Raw genomic sequence first — 16113 nt, 5'->3', positions numbered from 1 at the left:
TAGGAACAGCGGAACAAGGTGACGAGTGAACGTACGCGGTTCGAGTTCTGCAGGCGCAATGGCTGTCCCTGGTGCTGTTGCTGTCGCTTCTCGCTGGCGGCACCTGAGCGGCTAGGCAGCGTTGGCTTCCACCCACTCGATGAACGCCTGCAGAGGCATGGGGCGTGCGATGTAGTAGCCCTGCACGCAATCAACGCCATGCGCGGCCAGCCATTCGAACTCGGCGGGGCTCTCGACGCCTTCGGCAACAATGCTCAGCCCCAAGCCATGCCCCAACGCGACCAGCGCATTGCAGATGGACGCATTGCGCGGGTCGCTGTGCACGTTCTGTACGAAGCTCCTGTCGATCTTGAGGTGATCCAGCGGCAGGTCGCGCAGGTAGCTCATGCTGGAGAAGCCGGTGCCGAAATCGTCTATCGAAACGCAGACACCGTCCCGCCGTAGCTCCTCCATCGTTGCCTGTGCCATTTCCGGGCGCTGCAGCATCGCGCTTTCGGTCAGCTCCACATGCAGGGCGCCGCGTGGCAGGTGGTAACGCAGATGTGCATCGCGCAGCATGCTCGACACCGTGCCGGACATGAACTGCACGGCGGACACGTTGATGGCGATGGCGATGCCGTCGTGGCCCCACGCGCCCAATGTCTGGCGTGCACGCGCCGCTGCGTCAATCACCCATTCGCCAAGTGGCACGATCAGCCCGGATTCCTCGCACAGCGGAATGAAGGTAGCCGGGGAGACATAGCCGTCCTCGGTGTGCCAGCGCAGCAGCGCTTCGGCGACGATGATGCTTCCATCGCGCACCCGTTTGATGGGCTGGAAGAACAGCTCGAACTCGGCGTTGGCCAATGCGCTGCGCAGCCGGTGCACCGTCGCCAGCCGGTCCGCCGCATGCTCGGCCATGCGCGGTGAGTAATGCATCGTTGGCAGGTTCTGCGCGCGCGCCTCGAAGGCCGCCAGCACGGCGTGCCCGGCTACCTGCTCGGCCAGTTCTTCAGGCTGTTGGAAGGCAACGCCGATCCAGCCTTCCAAGCGATGCACGCCGGTCACCGACTCGATGGTCTCGGTAAAGGCCGCGCCCAGCGCATCCACCAGATCGTTCCAGTTCTCGCCCTGCGTGATCGCCAGCACGAACGCGTCCGCCGGTGCATAGGCCAAGTGCCCGTGGCCTTCGGCTATCCGCTGCAGGCGCCGCGCGATGCTGCGGATGAGGGCGTCCCGGGTTCCGCGCCCGAAGGTGGAGGACATCAGTTCCAGGTCACGGAGCTGGATGTGGATGATGGCGTAAGGGCTGCTGGGGGCTGCTCCCCTGTGGGCTGCATCCACCCGTTCCAGCAGCGTACGCAGGTGCAGGAGGCCGGTGCTTTCTTCGTGCGCGGCACGCCATTTCAGATCGGCCTCATAGGCCACCCGGTCGCTGACATCCTCAGCCAGCACCAGGCGCGCGTCATGGCCGTCAAAACGGATGCTGCTGCTATAGACGCGAACGTGCATGCGGCGGCCGTCGCGGGTCATATGCAACCAGATGGGCTGCGAATCACGGGGCTCGGCCTGATCATCGACCGACTCCTGTACCGCCGTTGCCTGCTCGGGCAGCCGGATCTGAAGAATGGTCATCGCCAGGAATTCCTCACGGGAATAGCCATAACGACGTACCGCCGCCGCGTTCACCGCAAGGAAGCGCAGCGATTGGATGTCGAATACCCAGAACGGAAGTGGATTGCGCTCGAACAGTTCGCGGAACTGTGATTCGGCGCGTTCCAGGTCACTCTGCTGCAGCCGGCGGACCGTGATATCCATGATGGTGCCGGTCATGCGCAGCACCCCGTCGTGGTCATGCACCGGAGCGCCGCGCGCGCTTATCCAGCGCTGCTGCCCATCGGGCAGCATGATGCGGTATTCGGCACGGAAGGGGCTGCCGCTTTCCCACGCCTGCGCGAATGCCTGCTCAACCCGTGGCCGGTCCGCGTCATGCATGCGGTTGAAGAATTCCTTCAGCGGCAGCATGCCTTCGGCACGCGGGAAACCAAACAGCTCTGCCGCATGCGCCGAGGCGCGTACCTGGTCGCGGCCCGTATCCATCGCCCAGACTCCCGCGCGCGAGGCTTCCTGCGCCTTGCCGAGCCAGTCCGCGTGACGCTGCAGTTCAACATGTACGTTGTGACGTACTGCCTCCGATGCCGCCATCCGCCGCATCAGATAGAACATGCCAAACCAATACAACACCAACAGCGACACCGCGAATGCGCTGTAGTTTCTCCAGGGCTTCATCGCCTCGTTCCTGGACAGGGCCGCCGCCACCACGAACGGATAACCGCTGCTGGACGCCAGACTGGTCAGCAGATCGCCATCAGCGCCTGCATGTAGTCGCGGCGGCTGTTCTGCCAGGCCGCCGGGCAGGTCTGCGTAGTCCAGGCTTGCGCCCTGGTGCGAAAGCACGACACCGGCCGGGGTCATGATGGCGGTGCCACCGTCCCTGCCCACATCGACGTCCTCCAGCATCGACTGCAGTTCCGACGTGCGCAGCCGCGCCACCAGCCAGTTCCCGTGCGGCGTGCGTACCACCAGCTGCACGACAGGCTGCGCGCGACCCTGCTTCAGCAACGCGCCCACACCCAACTGGCCGGTCTGAAGTGATGGCTGCAATACGGCTGACGCCGCGGTAGGCGCGTTCACGCCGCCGTGGAGCAAGCTCCCATCAGCACCGAACACATCGATATCCTGGAGCTCGCCATTACGTGAAATGACACCGCGGATGGTTTCGGGCAGATCCCAATGGGAAGGATCGGCTGCGAAGCCGTCAGCCTCGGCGGCCATGCCGTTCAATGCTCTTTCCAGGTTGCGTATCTCGTAGCGGAGCAGCCGGTCCACGCCTTGGGCTATCGCCGCACTCTGGTGTTGCGCTGCCTGCAGGCGCGCTGAGCGGTCCTGGAGAATCGTTGACAGCAAGCCTGCACTCAGCACCAGACCCAGCAGCGTTCCCACCCAGCGCATTACCGATGTGGAGCCGACCTTTGCTGTGGAACCCGCTGTCATCAATCCCTCCACTCCATCGAATAAGCCGTAGCCCGCCCGTGCACAGGCGGGGCACCGCGCCGAAGAATACCGTTACTGCCGTACTAGCGACCAGGTAGCAATCGCAACCCCGCCAGTAGCGGCACGCGTTGTTGGAGCAGTGCGACTGGCGCGAAGCGGGCGTACAGCCCCGCCACCGGAAAGCGCCACGAAGTATCCATGCGCATGGCGCGGAACTTCTTCTCGATCTTCTTTGCAATCCGGTTGTCAGGTCAGCGATTGAGCCCGCGAGCGCATTATTCGTATTACGCAGGCAAACGTTATGAGGATGCGATGGCGGCCGTGGCGGTCGTCATGGGCGAACCCTCAGCACAGCGATGACCCGCGCAGCATTGGCGCGGCTGGTTGGAAATCGCCTATGGCAGTGCGACGCACGCAGAAAACATCTTCAACCAGCGGTTGCGCAAGAGCGATGCAGGCGCCGTGGTGGACGGTAAGGCCGTGGCTCATCTCCGTTTTCTGAGCTTCGCGGTTTTAGGCTGATTCCTTGCTGCCGTGCGCGCTGTTTCTGCAGGTATCAGCATTCCGATCCCGCACTGCAGCGTGAAAGCCCTGTCGTCAGCCTTCACGGCCAACGTTGGCGCCAAGTGGCTTTAATGATGCCCATGCATACCTGTCTTATGGACGCGATAAAAATGAAACCGGAACTATGGCGGGCGCCTTATGTGGATGTCGAGGCGCACATGGGACGTTGGTACGAGGTCGTACGGACGCCGACCAGCGGTGATGATCTGCAGATGCGGGACGTGTTCCGCGACTACACGCTACGCGAGGATGGCTTCATCGATGTCGTGAGTACCTACACGCACAGTACCTTGGGCAAAAAAGTCTTCCATGGTGAGGCGACTGCAACTGACAGTGCGAATTCAAGATGGAAAGTGGACTATCCCGGAACAGTTCATTGGATGCCCTTCTTTCGAGGTGAAATCTACATCATCAAGGTCGACGTCGCGGGGCAGATCGCGCTGCTGGGGCAGCCGGACCGGAAGCACATGTGTCTGCTGTACAGGAAGCCGGTTGTTGAACCCGCAATCGCCAAAGCATGGCTGAAAATCGGCGAGGCTCAAGGTTTCAGCACATCGAACCTGGTGTGGCCAATCAACTCGGCTTTTGAGATTCCAGCCCCGCGCTATTGATCACATTGCAGCAGGCTTTACGCTCTGCGCATGGCGGTGGCTCGTGAGGCATCCGCATACGTTTTGGCGGCCAGTGTTGCGGCGATGGCAAGCCAGTCCATTCCGGTGGCGGCGGTATCCAGCAGCTGAAGCCCCGCAGGAGGTGTGAGGGCGGGTTGCCAATTCAGGAGTTGGTTTGCTGTATACCAGTGAGGCTAGTACAGGGTGGGTCCCGCAAAGGGAGAAGTATCTTGAACGGTTTGAACATGTTCCTGGAAGGTCCGGGACTGGGACGTCGCGCGGTGAAGTTGCTGCGTACTGAACGCGTACCACTTGATGACTTGCTGCGCCACGCTGCGAGCAGGGCGGCGGCAGCCTTGATTGATCTGCATGTAATGATCGACAACCTCGGGAACATCGCCACGCAGGTGGACCACGAAGGGTTGCGTTACCGCTTTTCCGGATCCAAAGCCCCTTGGGCCTTGATGGTGGGTTGACGATCACCCTTGGCGTACGCACGCCGCTGCCATGGGTTCGCGTGGAAATCTGCTTCTCCCATGCTGATTGATCGGATTACTCGTTCTTTTTGCCGCGACGGCAACGCAATAGCACGACTACGCGCAGATCCGTAGTTCGCCATTTGACTTTGACATGCGCCAGCACGGGGGCTCCGCGACTGGCGATGCCTTCCATATCTTCTGCACACACGGCCGGTGCGTGTTCGCGTTGCATTCACGGGCGCTCACGCATCGCTATCGTCGCTGCCGCTACACCACACGTTCGTCCCTCAGGAGAGCCGTCATGGCCAGAAAGACAGATAGCGCCCAGGTCACCGAGTTGCTGCTTCAGGCACTTGAGACCGAGCGCGGTGGGCAGAAGATCTACACGACCGCCTTGAAGGCGGTACAGAACGACGACCTGCGTGAAGAGTGGGAGGGTTATCTCGAAGAAACCCGTGGCCATGAAGAAATACTTACGCGGGTTTTCAAGGAGCTCGGCCTTGATACCGAGATGGCCAGTCCCGGCCGGCAGGTAGTTGCCCATCATGGCAAATCGCTGGTAGCCGCCATCGAAATGGCAATCAAGAACGACACGCCGGCCGCAGCCGAGTTGGTTGCAGCCGAATGCGTTGTGTTGGCGGAAACCAAGGACCACCAGAATTGGGAGTTGATCGGCAAGGTTGCCGAACAGGGCGGCGCTTCGGCAAAAATACTCAAGCAGGCTTATGAAGCCGTTGAGAAGCAGGAAGACCATCACCTTTACCACACCGCCGGTTGGGCCCGGGAGCTCTGGCTGCAGAGTCTTGGCATTCCTGCGGTTCTGCCTCCGCCCGAGGAGCAGAAGGATGTGGAGACCGCCATCGGTGCCGCACGCGCGGAAAAGGCCCGCAAAGACTATCTCTGAGTCTGCCGGGATTGCGCGGCGGCAAGGGGATGGCCAAATGCGAACACCGGTGTATGCATGCATGTTGCCCGCCATGGCAGTAAACGCACGTAGCGATCGACCCTGAGGGCGTGGGGTCGCCGGAACGCCGGCCACCCCACGCTTGATCAATCCGGCGCCTTGGCAGGAACGAAAGGCGATACCGGGTCGCTGGCGGGGAAGGTTTCTTCCAGCGCCTCGTCGTGATTGGAACTCTCGTGCTCTTTGCGCTGGCGACGCTGTTGGCCTGACTCGGGGCAGTCGCGCTCCTCGGAAGGCTCGGGCGGATCCTTGCGGTCTCGTATCATCTTCGTGCCTCGTGGAATTGGACGATGCCGGCATTGATGCGGCCGTGCTGGCAACAGTAAATCTGATCCACGTGCTGCTAGCAGCGCGTGCAGGTCTGCCAGCAAGTTGTGAAGAGTGATCGCCCGCTGCGGCCCCTGTTCATTGAAGGCTTGCCCGGCGAAGTGTGGCGTTCAATCGCAGCAGTGAATGTCTACGCGCCGTTGACATTCCGTGACAGGAACTCCTTGCAGCGTGTGGTTGTTTGCTTTCGGGAACGCTGCCCATGAATCAGGATGCCGACAATGACAACACCCCTGGAAACAAGCCCAAGCTTGCTCGCTTCCGACAGCTGCGAATTACTGGAGATGGCAGAGCCCGCGCGGCGCCAGGGACGAATGGCGCAGGATCAGGACACCAGCCGCGAGCGTCGCGTGCAGCCACCCGATATCGAGGAGGAAGCGTAGCCGGACGCAGATTGCCCACTGGGTCGTTCGTCCACGCGTCCGTCGGCCCCGGATCCATGAACAGCTCCGCGCATGCCGGCGCCATTCTGCAGGGCGGCAGATGCTGCGGAGCCATACGGACAGTGAGCTCGTGCTCTGAAGCAATATCCCGAGTTGGCGGAGCCGTCAGCGCTCAGCGGACGTGGCGCGCCTGCGCTTGCGGCGCGACACCCACTGCCCCGCCAGCGCGGTAAGTAGAAGGCAACTGTTGGTGATTACGAAGATCGTGTTGCCTACCAGCGCGGAGTAGATGACAAACAGTATTGAAGCCGCTGCCTGCCCAACGAACAGCCAGGTGGAGAGGGTTTCCGGGTGCTCAGCCTGGGCCTGTTTGACGATCTGCCGGATCAACGTGGCCAGCAGGATCACCGATGCAGCCCAACCAATGCTTTCTGTCAGCAGTTCGTTGTCCATGGTCTGGCTCAGAGAAAGAGCGCGGTTTCGGTCACGCCGAGTTGCACGGCGAGTCTTGCCAGTTCATTGGCAGCGGCAGCCCCATCGCCATGCAGTGCGGCCGTGTCCAGTATGTCGCGATACGCTTCCCAGAACTCTGGCCCGCTGCCGTGATGCTTGTGCGATGCGCTCAACCGTAGCCACTGCTCCTCTGAGAGTACCTGTGCGCTGAGCCCCATGATCAGTTGGCCCGGATGAAACACGCCAGGGCGGTGCCCATCGCGGGGCACAACAGGGCGGTTCTTTGTGGGAATTTGCGTGCGGCGGTCATGGCATTGGCTGCGTCAAAGTGTACCCGCATGCTGCCAAGTTCAGGGTTAAGCGCTTGTTTCCGACCGCATCCATTTTTCCAGACGTCCTTCACGCGGCACGGCTGTTACCGGCGGCGCAGGTAAAGGGAGGTCATCAAGGTCAGGATTGGATCAAGGCGCGGCGGCGCGCTGCCGGTGGTGCGCTATCGTCAACGGGCGATCACTGCTGATCTGGCGAGCGTGGTTGCGCTGATGGCCGTGCTTGTTAGATGCACGGGCAGGCTTGCACGCTCGCCGGGGGCTCAGTGCGCGGCGGTGTAGATGTCCTGCAGCACGGCCTTCTCCAGCTCAAGTTCGCTGAGCAGGTTCTTGACGATATCGCCCAGGCTGATGATGCCGACCAGCTTGGAGGTCTCGGTGACCATCAGGTGGCGGTGGTGCGAGTACGTCATCAATGCCATGGCCTGCTTGAGGCTTGCTTCGGGCGAGATTACTTCCAGACCGGTTGAGGGCAGGCTGGAGATGACCCGGCGTACCGTTTGCGGGCCGTCGTCGGCCACGCTGCGCACGATGTCCTTTTCGGAAAGGATGCTAACCGGTGCGTCGTCCTTCATCACCACCAGTGCTGCGATCTTGTTCGCGCTCATTTTGTGCGCGGCTGCACCGATAGTGTCTTCACTGTCGATGGTGACTACGGTTTGCTTCTTGGACTGCAGGAGTTCGCGGACGTTCATTGATGTTTCCTGTTGCAGGTTGCTCAATCGGAAAAGTTCGCTTGCGGCCAGCAAGGCTGGCTGCCGTGTTGCCGTGATGTCCCCGGCAGCTCGATTCTACGAGCCCGAAGGACGCTTGGAATTTGCGTGCTTGGGATGGTTCGTCATGCCGATGTAGGTGATTGGCAGCATCTCAGCTCAAGCCAAACCGGTGCTGAACGCCGCGCCATTACGACCGGCATCTTGTGCTGGGAGCAACGCTGTGCGCACTTGCCCGCAGCGGCCAAGGGGGAATTGATTCGCTGCCTGGAAGGCCGCGTGCTCCGCAACCGATTGCGAAAGGATCGCCCGGGCATCGCTGCTTGCCGAAGTAGTGGAAACCGCATGCACGGCATCGCCCGGCGCCTATGTTGGGCGCACTGCGCTGTTGGACAGGTTGGTGGATGGCAACAGATGCAATGCGCCGTTTTTGTTCGGACGGGAAGTTGGATATGGGCGCCCGCGCCGCGCTGTGCTCGCGTTGGTGCGGGTATGCGTTCGCTCGTCATCGCTACCGTTGCTTTTACCGCATGGCAGTGTTTGATCTGGCGATGGAGAACGCGCGGGTTGTGGCTGAACGCGGCGGACCGGGCGAGGGCAAGCGCGGACGGCGGTAAGTGACCTTGGTGGTTCGCGCCTGATCGGCGTGCAGATCACGCCAGGCAGCAACGGTCCACGCGCTTGACGATGCGTGCCGGAACACGCCGGCGTCACCGCCCTCTGCGCTGCCCTTGCACGGTGGTTCGCCTGCGGATTTGACCCGCTCGTCCGGCAGGTGCAAGCTCGGGTACAGTGCTGCCCAACCCAGGAGTCCAGACCATGACTGCTGTCAGTTCGATGCATACCTCAGACGACAAGCTGCCGCCGTCACGGCTGTGGCGGGTGTTCTGGCTGCAGGGGGTGATCCCCAGCAACCTGTTGTGGGCCGCCGCGCTATGGGCGCTGGACCAGGGACGCACCCCTTTGCTGCTGGGTCTGTTTGCGGTGCTGCTGCTCTACACCGGCTGGATCATTCCTGCGGTATGGCGGGCCGCTCCCAGTGCGCACAACCCCAATTACGGCATGGCCGCGCGCGGCCTGACCGTGGCATGGGGCGTGAACACCGTGTTGGTGGTGTTTTTCCTGCTGCTGCAGCTGGCGAGCTAGTAGAACTGTACGGGCGTGCCGTCGCGGTCGAACGCGGCGAAGCGGCTGATCTGGCCGTCGTTGACGGCATTGACCATCAATCGCAGTGGCTGTGCGGCTTCATCACTGGACGGGGCAATGCCTGCGCGCCCATCCAGCGCGGCGACGAACACCAGGTCCCAGGCCTGGCCGGTAGCGGCGGATTCGGCTGCCAGTGCGGCGAACGAGGTGATGTCCTGCGGGGCCTTGTCCACGCACAACACGGCGGTGAGGGTTCCGCCTTCGCCATTGTCGTGGCGGGCGTGTTGATCGGCCGTCGGAGACTCGGGCAGCTCGGCCTTCACGAACACGAACAGCAGGCGTTGTGGCTCGGTTTGTTGCGCGGATGCGCTGAGCAGGTCGTTGAAATCACTGAGCATCATGATCGGCGTCACATTGGCGGTATCCGTGGAAAGGCCATGCTGCCACAGGCATCGGGGGCACGGCTGGGGTCTGAATTGATTTAAGTCATGCCATCGACGCAATTCGCCACGTAGGCTGACAGCCATTCAATACAGGCGAGGGCACCCCGGCATGCCGGGCGAGCGTGGAAACGTGGAGTCAGGAGGTGAAACAGCCATGAGCCAACTCACCGACGGCTTCGGTCGCAGCTTTCCATACCTGCGCCTGTCGCTGACCGAGGCCTGCAACTTCCGTTGCAGCTATTGCCTGCCCGATGGTTACCAGGCCGATGGCCGCCCGCAGTTCCTGGCGGTGGACGAGATTGCGCGGCTGGTCCGCGCCTTTGCCATGCTGGGTATGCACAAGATCCGTCTGACCGGTGGCGAACCTAGTCTGCGCAAGGACCTGACCCAGATCATCGCCACCGTGGCGCAGGTGCCGGGCATCCGCAAGGTGGCCATCACCACCAATGGCTGCCTGCTGCCGCGGCATCTGCCGGGCTGGCACCGGGCCGGCCTGACCGCGCTCAACGTCAGCATGGACAGCCTGCAGCGCGAACGTTTCCACGCCATCACCGGCCACGACCGCCTGCCCGAGATCATGGAAGGCCTCACTCTGGCGCAGGCCTTGGGGCTGCAGTCGATCAAGCTCAACGCGGTGTTGCTGCGCGGGCTCAATGACGACGAACTGCCGGCGTGGATGGAGTTCCTGCGCGAGCGGCCGATGAGCGTGCGCTTCATCGAGCTGATGCGTACCGGCGACAACCGCGAGTACTTCGAGCGCCATCACCTGCGCGCCGATGTGGTGATCGAGCAACTGCTGGCCGCTGGCTGGAGCGAGCGCCAGCGTGGCGGCGATGCCGGCCCTGCGCGTGAGTTCGGCCACCCCGATTACCGCGGCCGCATCGGCATAATCGCGCCGTATTCAAAGGATTTCTGCAAAGGCTGCAATCGCCTGCGGGTAACCGCACGGGGTGATCTGCGGCTGTGTCTGTTCGGCGATTTTGGCGTGGCGCTGCGGCCCTTGCTGCAGTCCGATGATGACCAGGACGCACTGCTGGCACGCATCACCACCCAGCTCGGGCTCAAGGCGGCCGGGCATGGACTGCATTTCGGCCAGACCGGGCTTACCCCGCACCTGGCCTCGATTGGAGGATGAGACAAGCAATGAGTGGGCAGATAAGTGCGGCATTCCATATGGCCGATGTGCGCGACAAACGCATCACCCGCCGTCGCGCGGTGGCGGTGGGTGAGCTGATCGCAGGGCCAATTGCCTACCCGTTGATCGTGGAGCGGCGCCTGCCCAAGGGCGATGCGCTGGTGATGGCGGAAATTGCCGGCCTGCAGGGCGCCAAGATGGCCTCGGCATTGATGCCGATGTGCCACCCGCTGCCGTTGGAACTGGTACGCGTGTACTGCGCGCCGGTGCCGGAGCGGCAGGCGATCCGGGTGTGGTGCGAATGTGCCAGCGAGGCCCGCACCGGCGTGGAGATGGAAGCCCTGGCCGGCGTCAATGCGGCCCTGCTTACCCTGTATGACCTGAGCAAGCCGGTCGAGCCAGCGCTGGAGATCAGCGGCATCCGTCTGCTGTTCAAGGAAGGCGGCAAGAGCGGCGTGTGGACGCACCCGCAAGGCATGGATGCAGGTGAGCTGGAACGTTTCCGCCCGCGTCCGCCCAAGACCCTGGGTGCAGCGCGTTGTGCGGTGATCACCCTCAGCGACCGCGCCAGCCGTGGCGATTACGTTGACGAATCCGGGCCGGTGCTGGTCAAGGGCCTGCAGGCGCTGGGCGGTGAAGTGGTCAGCAATGAAGTGCTGGCTGATGGCATCGAACCGCTGGTCGCGCGCCTGCGCGCCTTGGCGGCCGATGGCGTGCGCCTATGCCTGTGCACGGGCGGCACCGGTCTTGGCCCGCGTGATCTCACCCCGGAAGCCTTGCAGGCCCTGGGTGGCCGTGCGGTGCCGGGATTGGCGCAGATGCTGCGTGGGCTCAGTGCACAGCACACCCCGCTGGCCTGGCTGAGCCGCGCCGAGGTGGTGCAGCTTGATGGATTGCTGGTGATCGCCTTGCCGGGCAGCCCACGTGCGGCCGCGCAGTGCATGAACATCCTCACGCCGGTGCTGGGTCACGCGCTGGCCATGATGGATGGGGGCGCGCACGCATGATCAGTTATGCCCAGGCCCTGCAGCAGTTGCTTGCCGCGGCCCCATCGGCCCGTGCCGAACAGGTGGCGATTGCCGCTGCGGCTGATCGTGTACTGGCCGCACCGGTGTTCAGCACGCAGGATCTGCCGCCGTTCGACAACGCGGCGATGGACGGCTTTGCCCTGCGCGCAGGCGGCCAGCCGCTGGCGGCAGGCAGCATTCTGCAGGTGCAGGGTTGGCAGGCCGCAGGTGATGGTGCCGCGGACGGTAATGCGGCGCAGGCCTGGGAAATCATGACCGGCGCGCGCATGCCCTCGGGCCTGGACAGCGTGGTGCCGGTTGAACAGATCGAGGTGCTGGACGCCGTCGACGGCCGTCCCACCCGCATACGCCTGCAGGCAACGGTAAAGCCGGGCCAGCACGTGCGCCTGCGTGGGCAGGACGTGGCGCAGGGTGAAACCGTGCTTGCCGCAGGTGCGACGCTGGATATCAACGCGATGACCTTGCTGCATGCGCTCGGCGTTGCCGCCGTGCAGGTACAACAGCAGCCGCCGGTGGCGGTGATCAGTACCGGCAAGGAACTGATCAGCGACGCGGGCGCGGTGTTGCAGTCCGGGCAGATCCGCGACAGCAATCGCCCGTTCCTGCTCAGCCGGCTGCGTGCGGCTGGCGCCGACGTCGTTTGGAACGGCGTGGTCAGCGATGACGTGGCCGCCTTTGATGCGGCACTGGACGCAGCCTTGGCTGCAGGCGCCCGCGTGGTGCTGAGCACCGGCGCGGTGTCGCAGGGGCGCTACGATTTCATTCCCGATGCGCTGCGCGCGCGCGGTGCCGAGATCCTGTTCCACAAAGTGGCCATTCGTCCTGGCAAGCCGCTGCTGTTCGCGCGTCTGGCCGATGGCACGCTGTACTTCGGCCTGCCGGGTAATCCGATTTCCGCAGCGGTAGGGCTGCGCTTCTTCGCCGAACCGGTGCTGCGGCACATGCTGGGGCTGGCCGAAGAAACCGCGCTGCAGCTGCCCTTGCAGGCCGATGTGCGCAAGCCGCCGGGCCTGCGTTTCCATGCGCGCGCGCAGGTGCAGGCCGATGCGAGCGGGCGTTTGAGTGTGAGTGTGTTGGCCGGGCAGGAGTCGTTCCGCCTCAAGACCATGCTGCGCGCCAATGCGTGGGTGGTGTTGGAGGGTGATGACGATCTGGCCGCGGCCGGCAGTCTGGTACGTGTACAGGGCTGGGGCCACCGCGAGCCGGTGCAGCTGAGCCTGCAGGAGATGGCATGAAAGAGATCATCGTTCAATTGTTTGGTGCGTTCTCGGAGCTGGATGCGCAGCGCCAGCTCAGCGTGGCGGTCGAAGGCGGGCAGGTCAGCGACCTGCGCCGGGCTTTGCGTGCACTGCTGCAGGAGCGCTTCCCGCAGTTTCGTGCCGGGCTGGTGGATTACTCGGCCTTTGCCGATGAACAGCGCGTATTGCGTGACAACGAACTGCTGCCCAGCGACGGGCGGGTGGCCATCCTGCCGCCGGTAAGTGGAGGCTGAAATGAGCTTCGAGAACCAGTGGAAAGTGGTGGACCGCACCGATGCGCCGATTGATCCCAGCGAAGGCATCGCCTTCGTCTCCGATCCCGGCTTCGGCGGCATCGATGTCTTCATCGGCAAGGTGCGTGATCTGAACCAGGGGCGGCCGGTGCTGGGCATCACCTATGACCTGTTCGAGCCGCTGGTATTGAATGAGTTCGAGCGCTTGATCGCCGCTATCACGGCTGATTTTGGCCCGCGCATCAAGTTGTACGTGGCCCATGCAAAAGGCCGCCTTGCCGTTGGCGATGTCGCGGTGGTGGTGGCTGCTGGCAGCCCGCACCGTGACGAGGCCTTCCGTGCCTGCCGGCAGTTGATCGAGGGCGTGAAGCACCGTTCGCCGATCTGGAAGCAGGAGCATTACCAGGATGGCGACAGCGAGTGGAGCGAAGGCTGCAGCCTGTGCCAACCCGACACCGAACACGCGCATATCGACGGGCATGTCCACGACCACTCGCATTGAGCCGGTGCCGGTCGCCGGCATCGTACTGGCCGGCGGTCTGTCCAGCCGCATGGGCCAGGACAAGGCGCTGCTGCGTTGGCGTGGGCGCAGCCTGCTTGAACACAGCTGTGCGCTGCTGGGCGCACTCGGTGCCAACCCGGTAAAGGTGAGCGGTGACTACCCCGGCTTTGATTCGGTGCCCGATTCGGTGCCGCGCTGTGGCCCTCTGGGTGGGCTGCACAGCGTGGTGGCAACCCTGGACGACGGGCCGGCGTGGGTGGTGCCGATCGATATGCCCCTGCTGGACGTGACACTGCTGCGACAGCTGCGTGATGCCGGTGCGTCTTGTGTGACCTATTCAGGGGAACCGGTACCGATGTACTTGAACATCGACGGCACATGTCGCACCCTCCTGTACGAAATGGTCACGGGTACAGATGGGCCACGCTCGCTACGCATGTTCCAACGCCGCCTCGGTGGCCTGGAACTGCCGCTGCCAGCCGGTGCCGAAGCCCGCCTTGTGAACTGCAATACCCCCCGCCAATGGGAGGAAGTTGCTTCATGAAAGTCCAGATCCAGTCGCAGTCGCTACGGCTGCGCGTTGACGAAAGCGAGCTGGCCCGCCTGCTCGCTGGCGAGGTGCTGGAGAACCAGACCTGGCTTGGCACGCCCGGAGCCCTGTCGCAGCGCTTGCAGCTGCACGACACGGCGGAGGCGCTGCTGGATGGCGATGCACACACGTTGATGGTCAAGCTGCCCCGCGAGGACGTGCTGGCGCTGCAGGCACGCCTGCCGTGCCGTGATGGTTTGAGCTTCACCCTGCACACGCAGGCGCAACCGTTGCAATTGCAGTTCGATGTGGATGTACGTGACAGCGTGCGTCAACGCGGTGCGCAGCGCCGCAATTCGGCGGACGTTGTCAGCCTCAGTTGATATTTGTCAGGTAGTTGGCGTGAGAGCGCCGTTGGATTGATCAAGATCAAGACTGCCCCAGGGGGCGCCGGGCTTAATGACGCCGTGGCGGCTGGGCAAGCAAACAGCACAGCAAGCCAGCGCCGTATCACACAGCCTTGGAGCGATGCATGAGTGCCAGTCGCGATGTCGCAAAACAGAGCAGTTCAGGTCCGGGTCGCGTCATCAGCGATTGGAGACCCGAAGATCCTGATTATTGGGAACACACCGGAAAGAAGGTTGCCACCCGCAACCTGGTGATCTCGATACCGTCGCTGCTGCTGGCGTTTTCGGTATGGGTGCTGTTCTCATCGGTGACCATCAGCCTGCCCAAGATCGGCTTTGCCTTCAGCACCGATCAGCTGTTCTGGCTGGTGGCACTGCCCAGCCTGTCCGGCGCGACCCTGCGCATCTTCTACTCGTTCGTCATCCCGATCTTCGGCGGCCGCCGCTGGACGGCGTTGTCGACCGCGTCCTTGTTGATTCCCACCCTGTGGCTGGGCTTCGCGGTGCAGAACCCGGCCACGCCGTACTGGGTGTTCGTGCTGATCGCCATCCTCTGCGGCTTCGGCGGTGCCAACTTCTCCTCGTCAATGTCCAACATCTCCTTCTTCTATCCCAAGCAACGCCAGGGCATGGCGCTGGGCTTGAACGCGGGGCTGGGCAATGTCGGCGTATCGGTGTCGCAGGCGGTAGTGCCGCTGGTGATCACGGTGGGCGTGTTTGGCGCGCTGGGCGGTGCACCGCAAGCGGTGGTCGATGGCGGCGCGCCATTGTTCGTGCAGAACGCCGGCTTCATCTGGGTGCCCTTCATCGCCTTGTTCGCGATTGCGGCCTGGTTCGGCATGAACGACCTGACCAGCGCCCGCTCTTCGTTCTCCGAGCAGGCGGTGATCTTCCGCCGCAAGCACAATTGGCTGATGTGCTGGTTGTACATCGGCACCTTTGGTTCCTACATCGGCTTTTCTGCCGGTTTCCCGATGCTGGTCAAGAGCCAGTTCCCGGATGTGAACCCGCTGGCCTATGCCTTCATCGGTCCGCTGCTGGGCGCGTTGATGCGCTCGGTGGGCGGCAGCCTGGCCGACCGCTGGGGCGGTGCGCGGCTGACGTTCTGGGTGTTCGCACTGATGATCGCGGCGGTGTTCGGCGTGCTGCACTTCCTGCCAAGCAATGGCCAGGGCGGCAACTTCTACGGTTTCCTGCTCTCGTTCATGGCCTTGTTCGTGCTCAGCGGCATCGGCAACGGCACCACGTTCCGGATGATCCCGGTGATCTTCCGCACCCTGCATGAGCGCCTGTCGGCCAATGAAGGCGCCGAAGGCAAGAAGGCCGCTGCACACCAGGCCAGCATTGAATCGGCCGCCGTGGTCGGCTTCTCCGGCGCCATTGGTGCCTACGGCGGCTTTTTCATTCCCAAGAGCTACGGCTCATCGATCACCTTGACCGGCAGCCCGGATATGGCGCTGTACGGCTTCATTGCGTTCTACATCACCTGCCTGGTCGTCACCTGGTGGTGGTACTACCGGCGCGGGGCCGAAACCCCCTGCTGAGAAAGCAATGCACCGCAGCCAGATGACACAC

General features: G+C 63.2%; 19 protein-coding genes. 13 read left to right on the top strand and 6 right to left on the bottom strand.

The window, feature by feature from the left end:
* Positions 1-111: 111 nt before the first annotated feature.
* Positions 112-3033 carry an EAL domain-containing protein gene (locus ACVOKO_RS04345; RefSeq protein ID WP_346497633.1) on the bottom strand — a complete coding sequence of 974 codons (2922 nt, stop codon included), beginning with the start codon at positions 3031-3033 and terminating at the stop codon, positions 112-114.
* A gap of 384 nt (positions 3034-3417) precedes the next feature.
* On the opposite strand from ACVOKO_RS04345, the gene ACVOKO_RS04340 reads away from it, so the two are divergent.
* The 4 genes from ACVOKO_RS04340 to ACVOKO_RS04325 all read left to right on the top strand — a co-directional run bounded on the left by ACVOKO_RS04340 (position 3418) and on the right by ACVOKO_RS04325 (position 5591).
* Positions 3418-3555, top strand: a complete 138-nt coding sequence (locus tag ACVOKO_RS04340; protein ID WP_346497631.1) for a hypothetical protein — start codon at positions 3418-3420, stop codon at positions 3553-3555.
* Positions 3556-3692: 137 nt separating this feature from the next.
* Entirely contained in the window at positions 3693-4208 is a 516-nt protein-coding gene (locus tag ACVOKO_RS04335; protein WP_346497629.1) for a lipocalin family protein, read from the top strand.
* A 230-nt stretch (positions 4209-4438) separates the two neighbouring features.
* Positions 4439-4684, top strand: a complete 246-nt coding sequence (locus ACVOKO_RS04330) for a hypothetical protein (protein ID WP_346497627.1) — start codon at positions 4439-4441, stop codon at positions 4682-4684.
* Positions 4685-4838: 154 nt separating this feature from the next.
* Complete coding sequence (locus tag ACVOKO_RS04325; protein WP_346497625.1) at positions 4839-5591, top strand: ferritin family protein; 753 nt, start codon at positions 4839-4841, stop codon at positions 5589-5591.
* Between the two features lie 146 nt (positions 5592-5737).
* On the opposite strand, the gene ACVOKO_RS04320 is transcribed toward ACVOKO_RS04325, so the two are convergent.
* The 4 genes from ACVOKO_RS04320 to ACVOKO_RS04305 all read right to left on the bottom strand — a co-directional run bounded on the left by ACVOKO_RS04320 (position 5738) and on the right by ACVOKO_RS04305 (position 7838).
* Complete coding sequence (locus ACVOKO_RS04320; RefSeq protein ID WP_346497623.1) at positions 5738-5917, bottom strand: hypothetical protein; 180 nt, start codon at positions 5915-5917, stop codon at positions 5738-5740.
* 609 nt (positions 5918-6526) lie between these two features.
* Positions 6527-6814 (bottom strand): hypothetical protein, encoded by a 288-nt coding sequence (locus tag ACVOKO_RS04315; protein ID WP_346497621.1) that lies wholly within the window; start codon positions 6812-6814, stop codon positions 6527-6529.
* A gap of 8 nt (positions 6815-6822) precedes the next feature.
* Entirely contained in the window at positions 6823-6987 is a 165-nt protein-coding gene (locus ACVOKO_RS04310; RefSeq protein WP_346497619.1) for a hypothetical protein, read from the bottom strand.
* Between the two features lie 419 nt (positions 6988-7406).
* Positions 7407-7838: a CBS domain-containing protein gene (locus ACVOKO_RS04305; RefSeq protein WP_346497617.1), complete on the bottom strand. Its 432-nt coding sequence runs from the start codon at positions 7836-7838 to the stop codon at positions 7407-7409.
* A gap of 837 nt (positions 7839-8675) precedes the next feature.
* Here ACVOKO_RS04305 and ACVOKO_RS04300 point away from each other — a divergent pair.
* Positions 8676-9002 (top strand): hypothetical protein, encoded by a 327-nt coding sequence (locus tag ACVOKO_RS04300; RefSeq protein ID WP_346497615.1) that lies wholly within the window; start codon positions 8676-8678, stop codon positions 9000-9002.
* Here the strand turns inward: ACVOKO_RS04300 and ACVOKO_RS04295 are convergent.
* Positions 8999-9403, bottom strand: a complete 405-nt coding sequence (locus ACVOKO_RS04295) for a hypothetical protein (protein WP_057627026.1) — start codon at positions 9401-9403, stop codon at positions 8999-9001. The two genes, ACVOKO_RS04300 and ACVOKO_RS04295, sit on opposite strands and share 4 nt — an antisense overlap.
* Positions 9404-9599: 196 nt before the next feature.
* Between ACVOKO_RS04295 and moaA the strand changes: the two genes are divergently transcribed.
* From moaA to ACVOKO_RS04255, 8 genes are all read left to right on the top strand, one after another.
* Positions 9600-10580, top strand: coding sequence for a GTP 3',8-cyclase MoaA (gene moaA / locus ACVOKO_RS04290; RefSeq protein WP_346497613.1), 981 nt, complete (start codon positions 9600-9602; stop codon positions 10578-10580).
* Between the two features lie 8 nt (positions 10581-10588).
* A complete protein-coding gene (moaCB, locus tag ACVOKO_RS04285) occupies positions 10589-11587 on the top strand; it encodes a bifunctional molybdenum cofactor biosynthesis protein MoaC/MoaB (protein ID WP_346497611.1) in 999 nt (332 codons plus the stop codon).
* A complete protein-coding gene (locus ACVOKO_RS04280) occupies positions 11584-12843 on the top strand; it encodes a molybdopterin molybdotransferase MoeA (protein WP_346497609.1) in 1260 nt (419 codons plus the stop codon). The genes moaCB and ACVOKO_RS04280 overlap by 4 nt, the downstream gene beginning before the upstream one ends.
* Complete coding sequence (locus tag ACVOKO_RS04275) at positions 12840-13100, top strand: MoaD/ThiS family protein (protein ID WP_057627030.1); 261 nt, start codon at positions 12840-12842, stop codon at positions 13098-13100. Before ACVOKO_RS04280 ends, ACVOKO_RS04275 begins: the two co-directional genes overlap by 4 nt.
* Position 13101: 1 nt before the next feature.
* The gene (locus ACVOKO_RS04270; protein WP_346497607.1) at positions 13102-13602 is read left to right on the top strand and encodes a molybdenum cofactor biosynthesis protein MoaE; all 501 of its coding nucleotides are present in this window, start codon (positions 13102-13104) and stop codon (positions 13600-13602) included.
* On the top strand, positions 13580-14146 hold the full coding sequence (mobA, locus tag ACVOKO_RS04265; protein ID WP_346497605.1) for a molybdenum cofactor guanylyltransferase: 567 nt from the start codon (positions 13580-13582) through the stop codon (positions 14144-14146). Before ACVOKO_RS04270 ends, mobA begins: the two co-directional genes overlap by 23 nt.
* A complete protein-coding gene (locus tag ACVOKO_RS04260) occupies positions 14143-14514 on the top strand; it encodes a DUF7009 family protein (protein ID WP_346497603.1) in 372 nt (123 codons plus the stop codon). The genes mobA and ACVOKO_RS04260 overlap by 4 nt, the downstream gene beginning before the upstream one ends.
* 149 nt (positions 14515-14663) lie before the next feature.
* The gene (locus ACVOKO_RS04255; protein WP_346497601.1) at positions 14664-16082 is read left to right on the top strand and encodes a NarK family nitrate/nitrite MFS transporter; all 1419 of its coding nucleotides are present in this window, start codon (positions 14664-14666) and stop codon (positions 16080-16082) included.
* The last annotated feature ends 31 nt before the right edge of the window (positions 16083-16113 follow it).

The sequence above is a fragment of the Stenotrophomonas sp. STEN240 genome (assembly GCF_056756175.1).
Note: the sequence above shows the minus strand (reverse complement) of the source record. Positions and strands in the feature narration are given on the sequence as shown.

Bases quoted from the DNA above. Each gene is read 5' to 3' on its own strand.
- mobA (WP_346497605.1), top strand. From the start codon at position 13,580: ATGTCCACGACCACTCGCATTGAGCCGGTGCCGGTCGCCGGCATCGTA.
- moaA (WP_346497613.1), top strand. From the start codon at position 9,600: ATGAGCCAACTCACCGACGGCTTCGGTCGCAGCTTTCCATACCTGCGC.
- ACVOKO_RS04315 (WP_346497621.1), bottom strand. From the start codon at position 6,814: ATGGACAACGAACTGCTGACAGAAAGCATTGGTTGGGCTGCATCGGTG.
- ACVOKO_RS04320 (WP_346497623.1), bottom strand. From the start codon at position 5,917: ATGATACGAGACCGCAAGGATCCGCCCGAGCCTTCCGAGGAGCGCGAC.
- ACVOKO_RS04260 (WP_346497603.1), top strand. From the start codon at position 14,143: ATGAAAGTCCAGATCCAGTCGCAGTCGCTACGGCTGCGCGTTGACGAA.
- ACVOKO_RS04325 (WP_346497625.1), top strand. From the start codon at position 4,839: ATGCGCCAGCACGGGGGCTCCGCGACTGGCGATGCCTTCCATATCTTC.
- ACVOKO_RS04275 (WP_057627030.1), top strand. From the start codon at position 12,840: ATGAAAGAGATCATCGTTCAATTGTTTGGTGCGTTCTCGGAGCTGGAT.
- ACVOKO_RS04335 (WP_346497629.1), top strand. From the start codon at position 3,693: ATGGACGCGATAAAAATGAAACCGGAACTATGGCGGGCGCCTTATGTG.
- ACVOKO_RS04345 (WP_346497633.1), bottom strand. From the start codon at position 3,033: ATGACAGCGGGTTCCACAGCAAAGGTCGGCTCCACATCGGTAATGCGC.
- moaCB (WP_346497611.1), top strand. From the start codon at position 10,589: ATGAGTGGGCAGATAAGTGCGGCATTCCATATGGCCGATGTGCGCGAC.
- ACVOKO_RS04305 (WP_346497617.1), bottom strand. From the start codon at position 7,838: ATGAACGTCCGCGAACTCCTGCAGTCCAAGAAGCAAACCGTAGTCACC.
- ACVOKO_RS04300 (WP_346497615.1), top strand. From the start codon at position 8,676: ATGACTGCTGTCAGTTCGATGCATACCTCAGACGACAAGCTGCCGCCG.
- ACVOKO_RS04280 (WP_346497609.1), top strand. From the start codon at position 11,584: ATGATCAGTTATGCCCAGGCCCTGCAGCAGTTGCTTGCCGCGGCCCCA.
- ACVOKO_RS04270 (WP_346497607.1), top strand. From the start codon at position 13,102: ATGAGCTTCGAGAACCAGTGGAAAGTGGTGGACCGCACCGATGCGCCG.
- ACVOKO_RS04255 (WP_346497601.1), top strand. From the start codon at position 14,664: ATGAGTGCCAGTCGCGATGTCGCAAAACAGAGCAGTTCAGGTCCGGGT.
- ACVOKO_RS04295 (WP_057627026.1), bottom strand. From the start codon at position 9,403: ATGATGCTCAGTGATTTCAACGACCTGCTCAGCGCATCCGCGCAACAA.